Origin of the sequence: Rhodopseudomonas palustris, assembly GCF_003226555.1 — a bacterium.
Classification (GTDB): domain Bacteria; phylum Pseudomonadota; class Alphaproteobacteria; order Rhizobiales; family Xanthobacteraceae; genus Rhodopseudomonas; species Rhodopseudomonas palustris_I.
In genome coordinates, this window is sequence record NZ_QKQS01000038.1 from 114353 (window position 1) to 132417 (window position 18065).

An 18065-nucleotide genomic window follows, 5' to 3' on the forward strand; every position below is an offset into this window, starting at 1 on the left:
CCGGGCTCGTCCCGACCATCCACGTCTTGTTCACGGCGCCGTCGGTGCGGCGCGGATGCCCGGCACACGGCCGGGCATGACGACGACGGACGACCATCGCGCCGCTGTGCGGATCAGATCGGCATCCGCATGATTTCTTCGTAGGACTGGATCACCCGGTCGCGGACCGACACCAGCGTCGACACTGCGACGTCGGTCTCCGCGACTGCGGTCACCACGTCCATGACGTTGGATTTGCCGGACGCCATCGCGATCGACTGGGCGTCGGATTTGCGGCCGGCGTCGAGCACGCTGCCCATCGCCTGTTTGACCAGATTGCCGAACGACGGGGCGTCCTCGCTCCCTTTGTCGGCGCCGGCCGGCTTGGCCAGACGGGCGAGGCTCGCATAGGCGTTCGCTGCGGAAATCGGGGTGGCCATGGGTCAGTGTCCTGCTGCGATGCGTTGAGGGCGGATCAGGCTTTGAGGATATCGAGCGTGCGCTGGATCATCCGGCGGGTGGCGCTGATGATGTTGAGGTTGGCCTCGTAAGACCGCTGCGCGTCGCGCATGTCGGTCATTTCGATCACCGGATTGACGTTGGGATATTTGACGTTGCCGGCGGCGTCGGCCGCCGGATTGGTCGGCTCGTATTTGACGCGGAACGCCGAGGTGTCGGGCTTGACCCGGCCGAGCGCCACCACCCGGGCATCGAGCGAGCGATCCAGCGCCGACGTGAAGGTCGGCACCTTGCGGCGGTACGGATCGCCGCCGGCGGTCTGCGCGGTGGAATCGGCATTGGCGATGTTTTCGGAAATCACCCGCATCCGGCCGGCCTGGGCGCGCAGGCCCGAGGTGGCGATGCCCATCGAGCGGGCGAAGTCGTTGCCGTCGTCTGCCATGGTTCAGCCTCCCGGCGCTGGCGTCAGCGCTTGCCGATCGCGGTTTTGAGCAGGCCGAGACTGCGGCTGTAGAGCGAGGTCACGGCGGCGTAGTCCATCTGGTTGGCCGAGACCTTGAGCATCTCGTCCTCGAGGTTGACGGCGTTGCCGGCCGGCCGGGTCTGGAAACCGCCCTTGTTGTCGGTCGAGAAGCTGGGCGAGCCGCCCGGCGGCTTCAGATGCGCCGCGCTGGTGCGCAGCAGCGGCAACGAGCCGCCCGGACCACCGGCGGGATAGCCCTCGGGGGTGAATTGCGGCGCCACCAGATCCCGTGGCCGATAATTCGGCGTGTCGGAATTCGAGATGTTTTCGGCCAGGACTTTCTGGCGCTCCTGATGCCACTGCATCTTGGTGCGCAACGCGGTCAGTTCCGGCAGATCGTTGATCGACATTAGCCGCCTCCGCCCCGGTCTTGCCGCCACGCGATTCCGCCGGGTAGGCAGAATTTGCCGCCCCTATGGTTAACGACTGGTTAAGAGCCTCGCACCGACACCGCAGCGGCGACGCAAGTGCCACCAAAACCGCACAAAACTCGGTTGGGCCGGCATCATTGGTGGATTATGAGAAGAAACGGATGGCAGTTCTTGCCGTGGATTATTAAGAAGGGACGAGGCGGGGCCGCCGCGCATCACTGGGACCGGTCGCGTTCGCCGTCCGGGGTCGGCACTTTCAGGAAGCGCCGGGACGTCAGCGTTTTTGCCGGGGATACAGCATGTCGTCGCAGCCATTGATGTTTTTTGTCGCATTTCTGGCCGTTCTGGCGCTGATCGGCGTCGCCGCCTGGCTGGTCCGTCACTTCGCCGGCAACCGGCTCGGCTCCAACGCCAATCGCGGACGAATGCCGCGGCTCGCGGTGATCGATGCCGCCGCGGTCGATGGCCGTCGCCGTTTGGTTCTGGTCCGCCGCGACAATGTTGAACATCTTTTGATGATCGGCGGGCCGAGCGACATCGTGATCGAGCCCAATATCGTCCGCGCCAGTGCCTCCCGCGATCAACTGCCGACCCGCGGCAGCCTGGAGCCCCGCCTGACGGCGCCGGAGCCGGCACCGTGGGACGAGCCCGCCGCCGAGCCGCAGGAGCCGGAGCTGCCCCCGATCCCGACGCGTCCGTCGCGTCCGGCTTTTGCCGAGGAGCCGCGCCGCGCGCCGATGCCGGAGCGGATGCCCGAACGCCGACCGGCCGATCCGTTCGCCGGCTTGGTGCCGGAACCGATTGCCCGGCCCGAACCGCCGATGCCACCAATGCCGCGCGCGGAACCGCCGCTGCCGCCGATGCCGCGGGCCGAGCCCCCGATGCCGCCGATGCAACGGGCGGAGCCGCCAATGCCACCAATGCAGCGAGCCGAGCCGCCGATCATGCGCGCCGACCCGCCGATCATGCGGCCCGAGCCGCCCCGGCCGGAGCCGCGCCCCGAGCCGCGGATGGACCCGGCGCCGCGCCCGCGCGCCGAGCCGGCGATGCCGCGACCGCCGCGCCCCGAGCCGAAGCCCGCTGCGCCGGCGCCGCGCGCCGAACGCCCTGCGCCACCCGCGCCGCCGATGCCACCGGCTCCGCCGCCCGCTCCGGCGTCCTCCGCAGACCAGAATCTCGCCGAGATGGCGACCCGGCTCGAAGCCGCACTGCGCCGTCCACCGAACGCTCCGACCGAACCGGCTCCGCCGGTCGCGCCGGAGCCGCCGGCCCGGCCGACACCGCCGCCCTCGCGCGGTGCCCAACCGACCGAGGCCGAACCGGCCGCTGCGACCAGTGCTCCGGCTGCCGGCAAGACCGGCTTCGAGAGCCTCGAAGACGAGATGGCCGCCCTGCTCGGCCGCCCGAAGTCGCCTACGTGAGCGCCTCGGCCGGCCCGCGTAGAGTTCTCATCAGTTTCTCGGTCCTGATCGTCGCGGTGCTCGCGATGATCGCGCCTGCGCAGGCGCAAGACATCAGCATCAATCTCGGCGGCAACAGCCCCGGCGTCACCGAGCGCGCGATCCAGCTGATCGCATTGCTCACGGTGCTGTCGATCGCGCCGTCGATCCTGATCATGATGACGTCGTTCACCCGGATCGTGGTGGTGCTGTCGCTGCTGCGCACCGCGCTCGGCACCGCCACCGCGCCGCCGAACTCGGTGATCATCGCGCTGGCGCTGTTCCTCACCGCTTTCGTGATGGGACCGACGCTGCAGAAATCCTATGACGACGGCATCAAGCCGCTGATCGCCAACGAGATCGGCGTCGACGACGCGCTGGTGCGGGCGTCCGGACCGCTGCGGATCTTCATGCAGAAGAACGTCCGCGAGAAGGACCTGAAGCTGTTCCTCGACCTGTCGGGCGAACCGCCGCCGGCGACGCCGGAAGACCTGTCGCTGCGCATCCTGATGCCGGCGTTCCTGATCTCGGAGCTGAAGCGCGCCTTCGAGATCGGCTTTCTGCTGTTCCTGCCGTTCCTGATCATCGACCTCGTGGTCGCCTCGATCCTGATGTCGATGGGCATGATGATGCTGCCGCCGGTGGTGGTGTCACTGCCGTTCAAGCTGATCTTCTTCGTGCTGGTCGACGGCTGGTCGCTGGTCGCGGGCAGTCTGGTGCAGAGCTACACCGGCGGCGGGTAGTTCGCCGACATCGAAGCTGCGGATGTCTCCCTCTCCACGGGTCATTCCGGGGCGCGCGCCGCAGGCGGGCGAACCCGGAATCTGGATCCACGGGCGCAGCGAGATTCCGGGTTCGCGCGACGCGCGCCCCGGAATGACGAACGCGAGGCCGTGCGAGGCGCGGATCGTTCGCGTCCGGCGCGTTGCCGCTACCGCGTCGTCTGGATGACGCGGACTTTCGGCGGGATCTGGGGGAGCGAGCCGGTCGAGGTCATGTCGGCGCCGGGCGGGGTGGCGCGGGCGGATGCGTCGGGGAAGCGCTGCTTCATCTCGCGCAGGAAACCTTCCAGCGTATCGACGCTGGCGGCCATCTTGGCGATCGCGGCGAACGCAGCGCTATTGCCGGCGGTCGGCTTGCTGGCGATGTCGAACGCGGCGCGGTCGGCCGGATCCGTCATCAGCGGTGCGAACTTCTCGCGGAAGCGATCGAGCCCGAGCGAATCCTCGGCCAGCGCGTAGCCGACCACGGCGCGGATCACGTCGCTCTTCTCCGCCGGCGACAGCGGGGTGAAATCCTTCCAGCGGTCGCCGAGATACAATTCGATCTGCTCGGAGGATTCGCGCCAGCGCCGCGCCGCCCAATAGATGTCGGAGCGCAGCCGGATCGCCTCGCGCCCGGCGATATTGCTGATGATGTCGAGCGCTAGGTCGTGGCGGCCGATGTCGCTCTGCGCCCGCGCCTCGAGCAGCAGTCGCTGCTGACGCAATTCACCGGCGAGATCGGCGATCCGCGACGAATGCAGCGCCGCGATCGCGCGGTCCGGCTTGCGGTTCATCAGATAGATCATCGCCAGCTTGGAGGCGACCTGCGCGCGGGCCGCGCCTTCGAGCCGCTTGTCGACCTGATATTGTAACAGCTCGCTGGCCTGATCGAGCAGATCGACCGCGACCAGCCGGTCGGCGAGCCTTCGGATCATCTCGTCGCCGCGGCGGCCGATCGGAGTTAGTTCGCGATACTCGTAGAACATCGCCAGCGCCTCGATCGGCGGCAGGCCGTCGCCCTTGGTGCCGAGGAAGATCTCCGAGAACAGCGCGCGGGAATCGTCCTGCGCCTTGCGGGCGGGCTCCGAGTTCGGCGCGAGCTGGGTCGCGACACGCGCCGCCTGCAGCGAATCCTGATAGCGCCCGACGTCGGCGTACATCTTCGACAGCAATTGCTGGGTCTTCACTTCGAGCATATCGCCGCGCCAATTGACCGACAGCCGCTCCAGCTCGGGCAGCGCCTCGGCCGCGGTCAGCTCGTCGCGCTTCATCCGCAGCAAGATATCGCGGAACCGGGCTTCGGCGGCGACCTGCCGGTCGGTCGAGGCCATCGCCTCCTTGTACTTCTTCAGCGCCTCCGGATCGCGGCCGAGCGCCTCGTCGAGCCAGCCGCGCATCAACGCGACCTGCGGCTTGATCTCCGGCGAGATGCCGGCCAGATCGAAATCGGAACTGAGCTTGGCGGCGCCGGCATAATCCCGCACCTCGAGCGAGGCGCGCATCGCGGCGGCGAGCACCGCGCGCTGGATGTCGAGCGGCAGCGCGGTGACGGCGAATTGCACGCTCTTCAGCTTCTCGCGCGCTTCCGGCCACTTGCCCTGCCGCGCCAGTGCCACGCCTTTCCACATCTGCGCGTCGTAGGTCGACGCAATCGCGGGATTGGCGACGTCCTTCAGCGTCTGGTCCGGCCGCCACATCAGCGCGCTGGCGGCGGCATGCCCCATCATCGCGGTGGCATCCTCCTGCCCCGGCTTGCTGGTCGACAGCGCCAGATCGAGGACGCCTTTGGCCTCCTGATACAGCCCGCGCGCCATGTAGAACCGCGCCAGATCGAGCCGCGCCGGCAGCTTGTCGTCACCGCCCGCGACCGAGGCCGCGGCAAGCCGGGCGTCGAGTGCTTCGTTGAAGCTGCCGGTCTGATCCTTCTCCCACTGCCTGACGTCGAAGAACGGACGCTGGGCGACCGCATCCCCATTGGTCTCGGGCGCCGACGACAGCGTCAATCCACCGGGCCGCGTCAGCACCACCGCATCTGCGGTGGTCTCGACGCGGACGTCGTCGGATTTCAGATCAATCACCACGCCGTGGATCGATTCCAGCAGGCTGAACTCGACGAAGTTCTGGCGCTTGATGAAACCGCGCGGCGGCGGCAGCGCCGTCACCACCGTCAGCGTGTCGCCGGCGTCGGGATCGACGAGATTCTGCACCTGACCGCGCGCCGGCAACGCCACCGACACGCTGGCGCGGCCCGGATCGGCAATATTACGCACCGCGACCAGCGGCCGCGATGCCGAGCGCCCCGCATCGGCGAGGATCACCGACCAGCTCCGGCCGGAGCCATCTTCTTCGCCGAGCGTCGCGATCTGCGGCCGGTTGAGCCGAATGCGGATCGCCTGGCCGTTGGCCAGCGGCACTCTGCTGGCATCGGCGACCACGGCGCTGCCTTCACGGCGGATCGCCGACAGATCGAATGGCGCGGTGTTGTCGAGCACCAGCCACAGCGCGTCGCCGCGACGGAACAGCGCCGCCGGCGTCGGCACGGCAAACGCGAAGCTCAGATGCAGGCCGTCGTTTTGCATTTGGGCTTCGACCGGGCGTGCCGAGTTCGAGACAGCCGGCTTGGCCGGTTCGGCCGCCGCGGGCTGCGTCTCTGCAGGCGCGGTGCTCGGCGGAGCGATGCTCGGTGCAGCAGGGCGAGGCGCCGCGGCAGCGACGGCGCTCCGGCTGTCCTTGGCGGGCGGGCCGGCGAGCGACGGCGTCACCGCGGGACCGGCCGCCGACGGCGACGGCGCGGGAACGGACACAACGGGCGCAGGCTGCGGTCCGGCAGGCGTGGCCGGCTTCATCGCTTTGGCTTCCGCGGAAGCCGGCGCCGCGTGAGCATCCGCGTGATGACCGGCGTCCTTGGCTTCCGCCTTTTGGCCGCCCTCCTTCTTGGCATCCTGCTTCAGGATCTCGGCCTGCAACGCCTTCGGGTCCAGCTTGCCGACCTCGGGCAGCTTCAACGCGGACGGCCCCATGGTCTGCGGCGCATCCGATCCGGTGGGCTGGAAGCCGACGTCGATGATGAAGTTCTTTTCCTCGCGGAACGAATGCACGTCGGCGCCGCCGATCAGCGTGAAGTCGACCGAGGAATTGCCGCCGTTGATGGCCTGGGAGATCGAGGCGACGCTCGGCGGCGATGCGAGCTGCGCATCGGCGAGGTCGAAGGTCAGCGGCGTGTTGAACTGCACGCTGAGCTTGCGGTCGGTCGTGGTCGACGACACCCGCACGTCGGGTGGGACTTCGAACACGTAACGCACGAAAGTCGGCTGCACCGAGGTCCGGACCCGGATCGGCGGTCGCTTCTTGACTTCGGCGGCGGCGCGCTGCGCTCGCAACGCGCGCTCGGCGGCGCGGGCACGTTCGGCGAGTTCCTTGACCACGTCGGCCGGCAATCCCGGCGGCGCACCAGTCCAGGTCTCCGGCAGCAGATCGACGAACATTCGCTCGCCGGCGGCCATCGCGTTAACGGTGAGTTTGCGCGTCAGCGCCAGACGGATCGCGTAGCCGTCCGGATCGATGCGCGCCGAGCCGATATAACCGGGTGCGGAATCGGCCAGTTTGTCGACTGGAATGTCGACCGGGCGCTTGAAGCGGATCACGACGATCAAGCCGGCGGTGGCAACGTCGGACTCGACGTCTTCGGCGAGCTTGAGCAGCAGCCGGCCGTAACCGCCCTTTGCTTCGAAGCTGGCTTCGCCGCGGACCTGCGCTGTGGCCGGCTGTGCGGTCAGCGCGGCGGCGATCAGCAGCGCGAGCGCAAGGCAGAACCTTGCGACGCGCCCGACCAGCGCCTGTGACCAAACTCCAGCGGCAGCCATTCGCGCCATCCGTCGTATCTTTCGGTCAACGACCCCGTCGCCGACCGATTCAGAGCGGCTTCGCCGCTCGCCATCAATACACAGTTCGAGCATGCGATCGGGCGCGGCGGAAGCGCGCAGAACCGCAGCCTGCCGCCACTAGGGCATAGAAGCTGTTAACGGTGGTTTAACCTTCGTGCGACGTTGCGGCGGCCCGCTGCGCTCGATGCTCGGCCGCGCACAGATTGCTGCACCGAACGCCTCTTCAATCAGTGATTTAGATTGTCGGCATAGACACGTTTTTGATAGTAGTGAGCGAGTGCGGAGCGCAACCACCTGAGGCCGTCCATCCGCCGACGTCCCACGAACGAGAGACGCGCCCCCCAATCTCCAACCTGTCCGACCACGCCATGCTGCTGAAGGGTCTCTACAAGGTCGAATTCGAAACGCCACGCCGCAAGGCGGTGGGCGTGGTCTTCGCGTCCGACGGCCGGCTTCACGGCGGCAGTTCGGCGTTCGCCTATATCGGCGCGTTCGAACAGAGCGGCCAGACGATCCACGGCACCATCACGGCGCGCAGACATACCGTCGACCCGGCGATCCAATCGGTGTTCGGCGTGGACGACGTCCGCGTCGACTTCCACGGCTCGACGATCGGCGACTACGCGCAGGTCGAGGGGGTGGCCGCTCAAGCGCCTTCGCTGGGCTTCAAGGCAGTACTGACGCGGATCAGCGGGTAGCTCGCGATACCGGCGGCGCCCGTCAGGGACGCGGCACCGGCCGGCCTTCGATCTTCGGCAGCACCGCGGTCGAAGCCACCGAAGCCTTGCCGGTCGCGCGGCGGGCCATTTCCACGGTGAGCTTCTCGGCGGCTTCCGCCGTCATCAGCCCGAGGATGTCGGACATCTTGCGCGGGGCGATCTGTGTGGCGATCTCGATCAGCACCGGCATTTCAAGGCGATCGAAGATCTTGGCAGCGTCCTTCGGCTTCATTGCCTCGTACATCGTGACGATGCCCTTGAAGCGCGCCGCCTCGGCTTCCGACTTCTCCTCGGTCGCCTTGCCGATCTGGCCCTCGGTCTGCTTCATCTCCTGGACCTTGGATTCGATCCGCTTCTCCGCCGCCTTGAGCAGGCTTTCGCGAATTTCGACTTCGCGGGCGCGGGCGTCGAGTTCCTGACGGCGCGCCTGCAGCCGCTCCAGGATGGCGCGTTCGGAAGCTGAGATCGGCGGCGTCTCCGGCTCGGCCTCGGCCGGCTTGGTCTCTTCCGGCGGCGCGACAACAGGCTTGGGCTCTTCTTTCTTCTTCGGCTCGCCGTGAACCGAGCCGGTGATGTCGGGATCGATCGGCTTCCGTCCGGGGAAGTTCAGGTTCTCCTGGGCCCATGACGGCTTGGTCGCGTTCGGATCGTAATCGAACACGTAGCCGCCATCGAGCACCAGTCCGGCGATCTTCAGCACCGCGAGGCCGAAGACCGCGACCAGCACCACCGGCAGGATGCGGATGTCCCGGAATGCGTTCATGCAGCCAAGCCGTTTTGTCGCCTACGCTCCGCAAAAGCCTGCGCCGCCGCCGCATTGGCCTGCGCCGCCGATACCGGCTGCTGTTCGCCCGCCGGCCGCGCCGCCGCGACGATCTTCGACAACCGCCGGAGCACGTTGTCGCCCTCGCCGAGCTGCTTCTTGAGCTGATCGGACAGCGCCGAGGCGGCGGCGATGTCGCGGCCGAGGTTCTCGTTGACCTCACGCACCGTGAGTTTGAGGCCGCCGATCGCGCGCTCGGCGATCTCGGTGACGGTGATCAATTCGCCGATCGTCGCCTTCAGCGACGCTTCGTCGGCCTTCAGCCGCAGCAGCCGCTTGTTGAGCAGCCAACAATACGCGACGGTGATGAGCAGCAGCACGGCGACCAGGCTTTCGATCACGATTGCGAAGGTGTGGCTCATTGTGCCTCCATCATTTTGCTCTGCTCGTCGGTGCGCTCGAACATCGCGTAGGTCGTCAGCGGCCTACGCAACGGCTTGGTGACGCGGATCGCGACGCGATCGCCGACCCTGCCCATCCGGCCCTCGGTCAACGTCACGTTGCCGCAGCGAACCGCCACGGTGGCGTCGGCGCTGAGTTCGAGTGGCAGGGTGTCGCCGACCTGCAGCGCCATCAATTGGCGCAGCGGCAGCTCGGCTTCGTACAGCACCGCATCGACCGAAATATCGGCCTGCACGATCTCGGTGGCGAGGTGACCTTCCCAGACCTGATCACGGCCGAATTTTTCGCCCATGAACATCTGCATCAACACGCCGCGGATCGGTTCGATCGTGGCGTATGGCAGCAGCAGCTCGATGTTGCCGCCGCGGTCTTCCATGTCGATGTGCAAGCGGACCAGGATCGCGGCGTTGGCGGGCCGGCTGATCGCGGCGAAACGCGGATTGGTTTCGAGCCGGTCGATCGAGAACGACACTGGCGACAGCGGCCGGAACGCCTGCTCGGCGTCGGCCAGCACCACTTCCAGCAGCCGCTTCACCAGATTGGTTTCGATCGTGGTGTAGGGACGTCCCTCGATGCGCAGCGCCGCCTGGCCACGGCGGCCACCGAGCAACACGTCGATCATCGAATAGATCAGGCTGGAGTCGACGGTGGCGAGCCCGAAGTTCTGCCACTCCTCGGCCTTGAACACGCACAGCACCGCCGGCAGCGGGATCGAGTTCATATAGTCGCCGAACCGGACCGAGGTGATGCGGTCGAGCGAGACTTCGACGTTGTCGGAGGTGAAATTGCGCAAGCTCGTCGTCATCAACCGCACCAGGCGGTCGAACACGATTTCGAGCATCGGCAGACGCTCGTAGGAGACCATCGCCGAGTCGATGATCGCGCGAATGCCGGAGTTCTCGTCGAGGTGTACCTCGCCGACGCTGAAGCCGAGGAGATTGTCGATCTCCTCCTGCGACAGCACCCGCTCGCCGCCGTTCTTGCCGCCGCCGAGATCGCGGCCGCCATCCTCGACCATGGCGGCCCATTGCTCCGCCATCGTCCCGGTGAGTTCGTTCTCCGCTGCCGCCTTCGCCGCGGCCTCGGGATCCTCCGAGGCCATGGAGGCTTCCCATTGGGCGGCAATTGCGTCCTGGTCGAGTTGGTCCTGGCCGGCCATGCTCAGCTCACTGCACCAGTACTTCCTTGAACAACACCGCCGACACCTGCGCGGGTGCAACCGCCAGGTTGACGCGCCGGGTCAGTTCCTCCTTCATCCGAAACATCCCGACCGAACCGTTGAGATCGCCGGAACGCAGCTCGCGCAAGTAAGTCTGAAACAGGTCGGTGATCCGCGGCATGTTCGGCTTGATCTGTTCGGCCACCTTCTCGTCCTTCACCTCGAGAACGACCTTGGCCTTGAGATATTGCACCCGCTCGCCCGGCTGGCCGGCGAGGTTGACCATGATCTCCGGCACTTCGACGAAGTTCGGCGGCTTCACTTCCTTGGCGGCTTCGGCCTGGTGGGCATCTTCGCCGTGCCCCGCGAACAGGAAGAAATATGCGCCGCCGCCGCCGAGCAGCAGCACGGCCGCAGCGGCGATGATGATGATCAGCTTCTTCTTGCTCTTCGGCGCTCCGCCTTCACCGGCTTCGGCGCCTTCTTCCGGTTTCTCTGCGTCCGCCATCGGCCGAATCGCCATGTCCTAAAAAAAGCGAGCCGCAGCCGGGGCGAACCGTAAACGCGAGACTAACGCCGCCAGCGCCCAAGGCTCTGATGACACGACGCTATGGCGCAATGGTTAACGGAACCTTTCCAAGCGGCCGCAGCTAGGAAGAATTTGCCGGCCGGTATGGTCAACAAGTCCTTTATTGCCGCCTGCGCGACCCGCTTAAAATTATCAAGCCACTGAAATTTATTGATTTTTAGATTTGGCACGAGGTTCGCAAGAGCTTCCGTGAACCGCACGCTTGGGAGAGCACCTGCGGTTCGCACGATCCGCCACCGGTCTGGGAGGGCTTGGCGGCGGATCATTGAAGGGAGAACCACCGATGGAGAATGCACTTCTCGTCGGACTGTCACGACAGGTCGTGCTCGAACGACAGATGGATGTCGTCGCGAACAACCTCGCCAACGTCAGCACCACCGGCTTCAAGGCCGAGCGGTCGATGTTTCAGGAATTTCTCAACACCCGCGCGCACGAAGACAATTTCGCGCGGCCGGACCAGCGCGTCAGCTTCGTGCAGGACCGCGCCACCTACCACGACCTGTCGACCGGCCCGCTGGAGCAGACCAAGAACCCGCTCGACCTCGCGATCGACGGCAAGGGTTTCCTGGTGGTGCAGACGCCCCAGGGCGAGCGCTTTACCCGCGATGGCTCGCTGAAGGTCAACGCTCAGGGCCAACTCGTTAACGGCTCGGGCTTTCCGGTGCTCGGCACCGGCGGCCCGATCGTACTCCAGCCGACCGACAAGGAAGTGTCGATCTCGCCGGACGGCCGCGTCAGCGTGCTGGAAGGCACCTCGATGATCGACTCGCTGCGCGGCAAGCTGCGGGTGGTGTCGTTCGACCGCCCGCAGAGCCTGATCAAGGAAGGCGGCAATCTGTTCGCGGCGACTTCCGATCAGGGCACGCCGGATATCAAGTCGGTCCTGCGCCAGGGTTACGTCGAGAAATCGAACGTCAACTCGGTGATGGAAATGACGCGGATGATCGACGTCACCCGCACCTACACCCAGATCTCGGCGATGCTGCAGCAAGAGAGCGAGCTGCGGAAGACTGCGATCGAGCGGCTCGCCGAAGTGCCGGCCTAACGGAGACTGACGATGCGCGCACTCTACACCGCAGCGACCGGAATGGCGGCCCAGGAACTCAACGTCCAGGTGATCTCCAACAACATCGCCAATATGCGGACCACCGGGTTCAAGAAGCAGACCGCGCAGTTTCAGGACCTGATCTACGATCACGTCCGCCGCGTCGGCGCGCAGGCGTCCGACCAGGGCACGATCCTGCCGGTCGGTGTCGACATCGGCGGCGGCGTCAAGACCGTCGGGACGCCGCGGCTGATGACCCAGGGCACGCTGTCGCCGACCGGCAACGACCTCGACATGGCGGTGCGCGGCGAAGGGTTCTTCAAGATCCAGATGCCGGACGGCACCTTCGCCTATACGCGCGACGGCTCGTTCACCACCGACAACACCGGCCGCATCGTCACCGCCGGCGGCAATCCGGTGCAGCCGACCATCACGATTCCGAACGGCGCCACCAGCATCACCGTCGCCACCAACGGCCAGGTCTCGGTGACGGTGTCCGGCTCGACCACGCCGACCGTGCTCGGCCAGATCGGCCTGACGCGGTTCATCAACAAGGCCGGCCTGCAGCCGCAGGGCGACAATCTGTTCGTCGAAACCCCGGCCTCGGGCACGCCGCAGGACGGCATCGCCACCGCCGACGGCCTCGGCGACATCCTGCAGAAGACGCTGGAACAGGCCAACGTCGAAGCGGTGACGGAAATCTCGGACCTGATCTCGGCGCAGCGCGCCTACGAGATGAACGCCAAGGTGGTCAGCGCCGCCGACCAGATGCTGCAGTCCACGTCCAACATGTTCCGCTGAGGGAGGCGTCAGATGATCCGGACTCTCCTTCTCGCGGCCAGCTTCGTCGCTGCCGCCGGCGCCACCGCTTCCGGCCAGACCGCCGCTCCGCAACCGCAGCCGGCCGCCGAGCTGCGGCCCAGCGAGGTGCTGAAGACACCGGTACTGCGGGCTCACGTCGAAGTCACCGGCGAGCTGGTCCGGATCGGCGACGTAATCGACAATGCCGGGGCCGCCGCAGACATCGCGATCTATCGCTCGCCCGATCTCGGCACCACCGGCGCGCTGCCAACCGCGACCGTGCTCGCCGCGCTGCGCGCCCATCAGGTGATCGGCGTCGACACCCGCGACATTTCCGAGATCACCGTGACCCGGCTGGCGCGCACGCTGTCGGCCAAGGAAATCGAGCAGCAGGTGATCCGCACCCTGCAGCAGCGCCACAGTCTCGGCGAGGCCGAGGACATCACCGTGAACTTCGACCGCGACGTCGAAACCAAGACGCTGCCGGCCGCCTATGCGGGCGCGCTGCAACTCGTCAGCGAGCGGTTCGACCTGCGCAGCGGCCGGTTCGACATCAGCTACGAGATCGCCGGCGGGCAAGGCACCGCGCCGGCGCGGCTGCGGGTCACCGGCACCGCGATCGAAACCGTGATGGCCACGGTGCTGACGCGCCCGGTGCAACGCAACGACGTGATCAAGGCCTCCGACATCGCAACCGAGCGCCGGCCGAAGAGCGAGGTCGCCTCCGACGCCGTCGCGCGCGATGCGGCGATCGGCATGCAGGTGCGGCAGACTCTGCGCGGCGGCCAAGTGCTGCGCAGCGCCGACCTCTCCAAGCCCGACCTGGTACTCCGCGATCAGGCCGTCACGTTGATCTACCGCGCCGCCGGTCTGTATCTCACCGCGCGCGGCAAGGCGCTCGACACCGGGGCCGAGGGCGACGTCGTCAGCGTGCTCAACCTTCAGTCCAAGCGCACCATCACCGGCACGGTGGTCGGTCGCGGCCAGGTCGCCATCACCGTCATCTCTCCGCGCGTCGTCGCCAGCGCCACGAAACCCGAGTAAAGTTCATGTCGAAGTCAGTGCCGCTGCAACGCATCGTTCTGGTCGCCGCTCTGGTGGCCACGGGCGGACTCGCCGGGGGCTGCTCCTCGATCGATCGTCTCGCCGCGATCGGCGAACGGCCGGCGCTCACCCCGATCGAAAATCCGACCACGCAGCCCGGCTACAAGCCGGTGCAGATGCCGATGCCGAAGCCGGAAGTGGCGTCCTACAATGCCAACTCGCTGTGGCGGAACGGCAGCCGCGCCTTCTTCAAGGATCAGCGCGCCGCCAAGATCGGCGACATTCTCACCGTGACGGTGAACTTCACCGACAAGGCCAATATCGCCAACGAGACTCAGCGCAGCCGCACCAGCAAGGAAGACTCCGGCATCACCGATTTCATCGGCAGCAAGACGATCACGACCCCCGCGACCGCGGTGCTGCCGGGCCGGATCCTGACCACCGACTCCACCTCGTCGTCCGACGGCAAGGGTTCGGTGCAGCGTCAGGAAGCGTTGCAAACCAGCGTCGCCGCGGTGGTGACGCAGGTGCTGCCGAACGGCAACCTGGTGGTCGAAGGCAAGCAGGAGATCCGCGTCAATTTCGAAGTGCGCGAACTGATCGTCGCCGGCATCGTCCGTCCCGAAGACATCCAGAGCGACAACACCATCGACTCGAGCAAGATCGCACAGGCCCGCATCGCCTATGGCGGCCGCGGCCAGATCACCGACGTCCAGCAGCAGCGCTACGGCCAGCAGGTGATGGACGTGCTGCTCCCGTTCTGACCGTCATGACCTGACAACGAGCTCCCACACCCGGCCGCGAACCTAGGCGCGGTCAGGTGTTCCAACGCGGCCTCCGTCCGGCTCTCCCTCCGGACGGGGGCCGCGGTCGTTTTAAAGCACGCGACTGGATGAGCCGCTTACGACCGCGCAGCCGTCGTCGCTGGCGGCTCGCCCTGCCCCGTCGTGCCCTTGCTGCCCGCCGCCTTTCGCCGCTCGACCCGCCGCAGCACGAAGACGTAGAACACCGGCACGAACAGCACCGCCAGCACGGTGGCTGACAGCATGCCGCCGAACACACCGGTGCCGATCGCATTCTGGCTTCCGGCGCTGACGCCGCTCGCGAACGCCAGCGGCGAGACGCCGAGGATGAAGGCAAGCGAGGTCATGATGATCGGGCGGAAGCGGACCGCCGCCGCCTCGATCGCCGCCTCGCGCAGCGGCTTGCCTTGGGCGTGCAGGTCCTTGGCGAATTCGACGATCAGGATCGCGTTTTTCGCGGACAGACCGATGATCGCGATCAGGCCGACCTTGAAGTAGATGTCGTTCGGCATGTCGCGGATCATCACCGCGAGCAACGCGCCGATGATGCCGAGCGGCACCACCAGCATCACCGACAGCGGGATCGACCAGCTTTCGTACAGCGCCGCCAGCAGCAGGAACACGAACAGCACGCTGAGCCCGATCAGGAACGGCGCCTGATTGCCGGACTGAATTTCCTGCAGCGACTGCCCGGCCCATTCGAAGCCGAAGCCGCGCGGCAACTGCTTGGCGAGCCGCTCCATCTCGGCGATCGCTTCGCCCGACGAATGGCCCGGCGCGGCGTCGCCGGCGAAACGCACCGACGGATAGCCGTTGAAGCCGATCACCTGGATCGGTCCCTTCGACCATTCGGTTCGCGCAAATGCCGACAGCGGCACCATGCCGCCTGCGGCGTTGCGGACGTTCAGCTTGAGCAGGTCGTCCGCGTCCATCCGGCGATCGTCCTGCGCCTGAATGGTGACGCGCTGCATCCGGCCGGCGTTGGGGAAGTCGTTGACGTAGGCCGAGCCGAGGCTTCCGGTGATGGTGGCGTTGATGTCGGCGAACGACACGCCGAGCGCGTTCGCCTTCTCGCGGTCGATCACCAGATGCAGCTGCGCCGAATTGGCCACCCCCTCGACGCGGACGCCGGTCAGCACCGGGCTCGCCGCCCCCGCCGCGGTCAGCCGCGTCGCGGCATCATCGAGAGCCGCATTGCCGAGGCTGCTGCGGTCCTGCAGCCGGAAGGTGAAGCCGGTGAAGTTGCCGAGGCCGTCGATCGGCGGCGGCTCGAACGCCATCACCGCGGCGTCGCCGATCTTCGCAAGTTCGCCATTGGCGCGCCTCGCAATCACCGCCGCGCTGTCATGGCCGCGTTCGCTCCAATCCTTCAGGGTCACAAACGCCACCGCGGCGCTCTGCGAATTGCCGGAAAAGCTGAAGCCCGCCACGGTGAACACCTGGGACACGCTCGGATCGGCGAGGAAGACACGTTCGGCCTGTTCGATCGAAGTCATCGCGCGGGTCTGGGTCGCTTCGGTCGGCGCCTGCATGTCGACGATCAAATAGCCTTGATCTTCGGTCGGCAGGAACGCCGCGGGCAGCCGCAAATACGCCCAGCCGAGTCCAACGAGCAGCGCCAGATACACCACCATCAACCGCCCGGTGCGCCCCGTCGCCCAGCGGACGCCGTTGCGATAGCGGCCGGAGACGCGCGCGAAGCTGCGATTGAACCAGCCGAAGAAGCCCCCCTTCTCGTGGTGATCGTCCGGCACCGGCTTCAGGAACGTCGCGCACAACGCCGGCGTCAAGGTCAGCGCCAGGAAGCTGGAGAACAGGATCGAGACCACCATCGTCAGACTGAACTGGCGATAGATGATGCCGACCGCACCGGGGAAGAACGCCATCGGCAGAAACACCGCGGTCAGCACCAGCGTGATGCCGACGATCGCGCCCTTGATCTGCTCCATCGCCTTGATGGCCGCCTGACGCGGCGACAGACCTTCGGTCGCCATCAGCCGCTCGACGTTCTCGACCACCACGATCGCATCGTCGACCAGGATGCCGATCGCCAGCACCATCGCGAACATCGTCAGCACGTTGATCGAGAAGCCGGTGGCGAACATCACCGCGCAGGTGCCGAGCAGCGCGATCGGCACCACCAGGGTCGGGATCAGGGTGTAGCGGATGTTCTGCAGGAACAGGAACATCACCACGAACACCAGCGCCATCGCTTCGGCGAGCGTGGACAGCACCTTCTCGATCGACGCCTTGATGAACGGCGTGGTGTCGTAGGGAATCTCGTAGGTCATCCCCTTGGGGAAGTACTGCGACAGTTCCTTCATCTTGGCGGTGACGGCCTTGGAGGTGGCGAGCGCATTGGCCGTCGCTGACAACTGCACGCCGATCGACGCTGCGGGCTGGCCGTTCAGCCGGCTTTCCGAATTGTAGTCCTCGCCGCCGACCTCGACACGGGCGACGTCGCGCAGCCGCACCGACGAGCCGTCACGATTGGCGCGCAGCACGATGGCGCCGAATTCCTCCGGCGTGCCGAGCTGGCCCTTGACCAGCACCGGCGCGGTGACCTCCTGCGACACCGGATTGGGCGTCGCGCCGATCCGTCCGGCCGCGACCTGCGCGTTCTGTGCGGCGATCGCCGCCGAGACGTCGCTGACGGTCAGCCCGACGCCGAACAGCTTGTCCGGATCGATCCACACCCGCATTGAGCGCTGGGTGCCGAACAGCTGCGCCTTGCCGACACCTTCGACCCGGCGGATTTCACTGATGATGTTGCGGGTGATGTAGTCGCCGACCGCGATGCTATCGAGCGATCCGTCGGTGGTCTGCACCGAGATGAACATCAGGAAGGTGCTGGAGGCTTCGTCGACCAGAATGCCGCGCTGAGTCACCGCGCTCGGCAGCCGCGACTCCACGCGCCGGATGCGGTTCTGCACGTCGACCGTGGCCTGGGCGAGCGAGGTCCCCGGCTGAAACGACACCTCGATCGAGATCTGACCGGTCGCGTCGGTGGTCGACTCGAAGTACATCAGGCCGGGAATGCCGGCGAGTTGATCTTCGATCAGCCGGACGACGCCCTGATAGATCTCCTCGGACGACGCTCCCGGATAGTTGGCGGTGACCGAAATCTTGGCGGGCGCGATGTTCGGATATTGCGCGACCGGCAGGAACGGAATCGCCAACGCGCCGGCAATCATGATGAAGATTGCGACGACCCACGCGAACACCGGCCGCGCGATGAAGAAATCGGGCATGGCTGCTGAG

The 18065-nt window shown here is 66.7% G+C and carries 16 protein-coding genes; 7 read left to right on the forward strand and 9 right to left on the reverse strand.

Annotated elements, in window-relative coordinates; genetic code table 11:
* Positions 1–113: 113 nt before the first annotated feature.
* Genes fliE through flgB form a run of 3 tightly spaced genes read right to left on the reverse strand, consistent with a single transcriptional unit; the run spans position 114 to position 1311 of the window.
* On the reverse strand, positions 114–419 hold the full coding sequence (fliE, locus tag DNX69_RS24430) for a flagellar hook-basal body complex protein FliE (protein ID WP_110788600.1): 306 nt from the start codon (positions 417–419) through the stop codon (positions 114–116).
* A 35-nt stretch (positions 420–454) separates the two neighbouring features.
* Entirely contained in the window at positions 455–880 is a 426-nt protein-coding gene (flgC, locus tag DNX69_RS24435) for a flagellar basal body rod protein FlgC (RefSeq protein WP_110788601.1), read from the reverse strand.
* 23 nt (positions 881–903) lie between these two features.
* On the reverse strand, positions 904–1311 hold the full coding sequence (flgB, locus tag DNX69_RS24440) for a flagellar basal body rod protein FlgB (protein ID WP_110788602.1): 408 nt from the start codon (positions 1309–1311) through the stop codon (positions 904–906).
* A 320-nt stretch (positions 1312–1631) separates the two neighbouring features.
* Here flgB and DNX69_RS24445 point away from each other — a divergent pair, with 320 nt between their 5' ends.
* The gene (locus DNX69_RS24445; RefSeq protein ID WP_110788603.1) at positions 1632–2753 is read left to right on the forward strand and encodes a flagellar biosynthetic protein FliO; all 1122 of its coding nucleotides are present in this window, start codon (positions 1632–1634) and stop codon (positions 2751–2753) included.
* The gene (fliP, locus tag DNX69_RS24450; protein ID WP_110788604.1) at positions 2750–3514 is read left to right on the forward strand and encodes a flagellar type III secretion system pore protein FliP; all 765 of its coding nucleotides are present in this window, start codon (positions 2750–2752) and stop codon (positions 3512–3514) included. The genes DNX69_RS24445 and fliP overlap by 4 nt, the downstream gene beginning before the upstream one ends.
* A gap of 188 nt (positions 3515–3702) precedes the next feature.
* Here fliP and DNX69_RS24455 read toward each other — a convergent pair whose 3' ends face one another.
* The gene (locus DNX69_RS24455; RefSeq protein ID WP_110788605.1) at positions 3703–7407 is read right to left on the reverse strand and encodes a tetratricopeptide repeat protein; all 3705 of its coding nucleotides are present in this window, start codon (positions 7405–7407) and stop codon (positions 3703–3705) included.
* 380 nt (positions 7408–7787) lie between these two features.
* Here DNX69_RS24455 and DNX69_RS24460 point away from each other — a divergent pair, with 380 nt between their 5' ends.
* Positions 7788–8117, forward strand: coding sequence for a hypothetical protein (locus tag DNX69_RS24460; RefSeq protein WP_110788606.1), 330 nt, complete (start codon positions 7788–7790; stop codon positions 8115–8117).
* A 22-nt stretch (positions 8118–8139) separates the two neighbouring features.
* Here DNX69_RS24460 and DNX69_RS24465 read toward each other — a convergent pair whose 3' ends face one another.
* The 4 genes from DNX69_RS24465 to fliL are packed head-to-tail and all read right to left on the reverse strand — an operon-like array spanning position 8140 to position 11030.
* Complete coding sequence (locus DNX69_RS24465; RefSeq protein WP_110788607.1) at positions 8140–8901, reverse strand: MotE family protein; 762 nt, start codon at positions 8899–8901, stop codon at positions 8140–8142.
* Positions 8898–9323: a DUF6468 domain-containing protein gene (locus tag DNX69_RS24470; protein WP_110788608.1), complete on the reverse strand. Its 426-nt coding sequence runs from the start codon at positions 9321–9323 to the stop codon at positions 8898–8900. Before DNX69_RS24470 ends, DNX69_RS24465 begins: the two co-directional genes overlap by 4 nt.
* Positions 9320–10522 (reverse strand): flagellar motor switch protein FliM, encoded by a 1203-nt coding sequence (fliM, locus tag DNX69_RS24475; RefSeq protein ID WP_110788609.1) that lies wholly within the window; start codon positions 10520–10522, stop codon positions 9320–9322. The genes DNX69_RS24470 and fliM overlap by 4 nt, the downstream gene beginning before the upstream one ends.
* A 7-nt stretch (positions 10523–10529) precedes the next feature.
* Positions 10530–11030, reverse strand: coding sequence for a flagellar basal body-associated protein FliL (gene fliL, locus DNX69_RS24480; protein WP_110788772.1), 501 nt, complete (start codon positions 11028–11030; stop codon positions 10530–10532).
* A gap of 364 nt (positions 11031–11394) precedes the next feature.
* Here fliL and flgF point away from each other — a divergent pair, with 364 nt between their 5' ends.
* From flgF to flgH, 4 genes are read left to right on the forward strand one after another with little or no spacing between them, the layout of a single operon-like run.
* A complete protein-coding gene (gene flgF, locus DNX69_RS24485) occupies positions 11395–12156 on the forward strand; it encodes a flagellar basal-body rod protein FlgF (RefSeq protein WP_110788610.1) in 762 nt (253 codons plus the stop codon).
* 12 nt (positions 12157–12168) lie between these two features.
* Complete coding sequence (gene flgG / locus DNX69_RS24490) at positions 12169–12957, forward strand: flagellar basal-body rod protein FlgG (RefSeq protein WP_110788611.1); 789 nt, start codon at positions 12169–12171, stop codon at positions 12955–12957.
* Positions 12958–12969: 12 nt separating this feature from the next.
* Complete coding sequence (flgA, locus tag DNX69_RS24495) at positions 12970–14001, forward strand: flagellar basal body P-ring formation chaperone FlgA (RefSeq protein ID WP_110788612.1); 1032 nt, start codon at positions 12970–12972, stop codon at positions 13999–14001.
* Between the two features lie 5 nt (positions 14002–14006).
* Positions 14007–14765, forward strand: a complete 759-nt coding sequence (gene flgH, locus DNX69_RS24500) for a flagellar basal body L-ring protein FlgH (protein WP_110788613.1) — start codon at positions 14007–14009, stop codon at positions 14763–14765.
* Between the two features lie 137 nt (positions 14766–14902).
* On the opposite strand, the gene DNX69_RS24505 is transcribed toward flgH, so the two are convergent.
* The gene (locus tag DNX69_RS24505; RefSeq protein ID WP_110788614.1) at positions 14903–18055 is read right to left on the reverse strand and encodes an efflux RND transporter permease subunit; all 3153 of its coding nucleotides are present in this window, start codon (positions 18053–18055) and stop codon (positions 14903–14905) included.
* Between the last annotated feature and the right edge of the window lie 10 nt (positions 18056–18065).

Coding starts and splice junctions, on each gene's coding strand:
- flgC (WP_110788601.1), bottom strand. CDS start 880: ATGGCAGACGACGGCAACGACTTCGCCCGCTCGATGGGCATCGCCACC.
- DNX69_RS24465 (WP_110788607.1), bottom strand. CDS start 8,901: ATGAACGCATTCCGGGACATCCGCATCCTGCCGGTGGTGCTGGTCGCG.
- fliM (WP_110788609.1), bottom strand. CDS start 10,522: ATGGCCGGCCAGGACCAACTCGACCAGGACGCAATTGCCGCCCAATGG.
- DNX69_RS24445 (WP_110788603.1), top strand. CDS start 1,632: ATGTCGTCGCAGCCATTGATGTTTTTTGTCGCATTTCTGGCCGTTCTG.
- flgG (WP_110788611.1), top strand. CDS start 12,169: ATGCGCGCACTCTACACCGCAGCGACCGGAATGGCGGCCCAGGAACTC.
- DNX69_RS24460 (WP_110788606.1), top strand. CDS start 7,788: ATGCTGCTGAAGGGTCTCTACAAGGTCGAATTCGAAACGCCACGCCGC.
- fliL (WP_110788772.1), bottom strand. CDS start 11,030: ATGGCGGACGCAGAGAAACCGGAAGAAGGCGCCGAAGCCGGTGAAGGC.
- DNX69_RS24470 (WP_110788608.1), bottom strand. CDS start 9,323: ATGAGCCACACCTTCGCAATCGTGATCGAAAGCCTGGTCGCCGTGCTG.
- DNX69_RS24455 (WP_110788605.1), bottom strand. CDS start 7,407: ATGGCGCGAATGGCTGCCGCTGGAGTTTGGTCACAGGCGCTGGTCGGG.
- fliE (WP_110788600.1), bottom strand. CDS start 419: ATGGCCACCCCGATTTCCGCAGCGAACGCCTATGCGAGCCTCGCCCGT.
- flgH (WP_110788613.1), top strand. CDS start 14,007: ATGTCGAAGTCAGTGCCGCTGCAACGCATCGTTCTGGTCGCCGCTCTG.
- DNX69_RS24505 (WP_110788614.1), bottom strand. CDS start 18,055: ATGCCCGATTTCTTCATCGCGCGGCCGGTGTTCGCGTGGGTCGTCGCA.
- flgA (WP_110788612.1), top strand. CDS start 12,970: ATGATCCGGACTCTCCTTCTCGCGGCCAGCTTCGTCGCTGCCGCCGGC.
- flgF (WP_110788610.1), top strand. CDS start 11,395: ATGGAGAATGCACTTCTCGTCGGACTGTCACGACAGGTCGTGCTCGAA.
- flgB (WP_110788602.1), bottom strand. CDS start 1,311: ATGTCGATCAACGATCTGCCGGAACTGACCGCGTTGCGCACCAAGATG.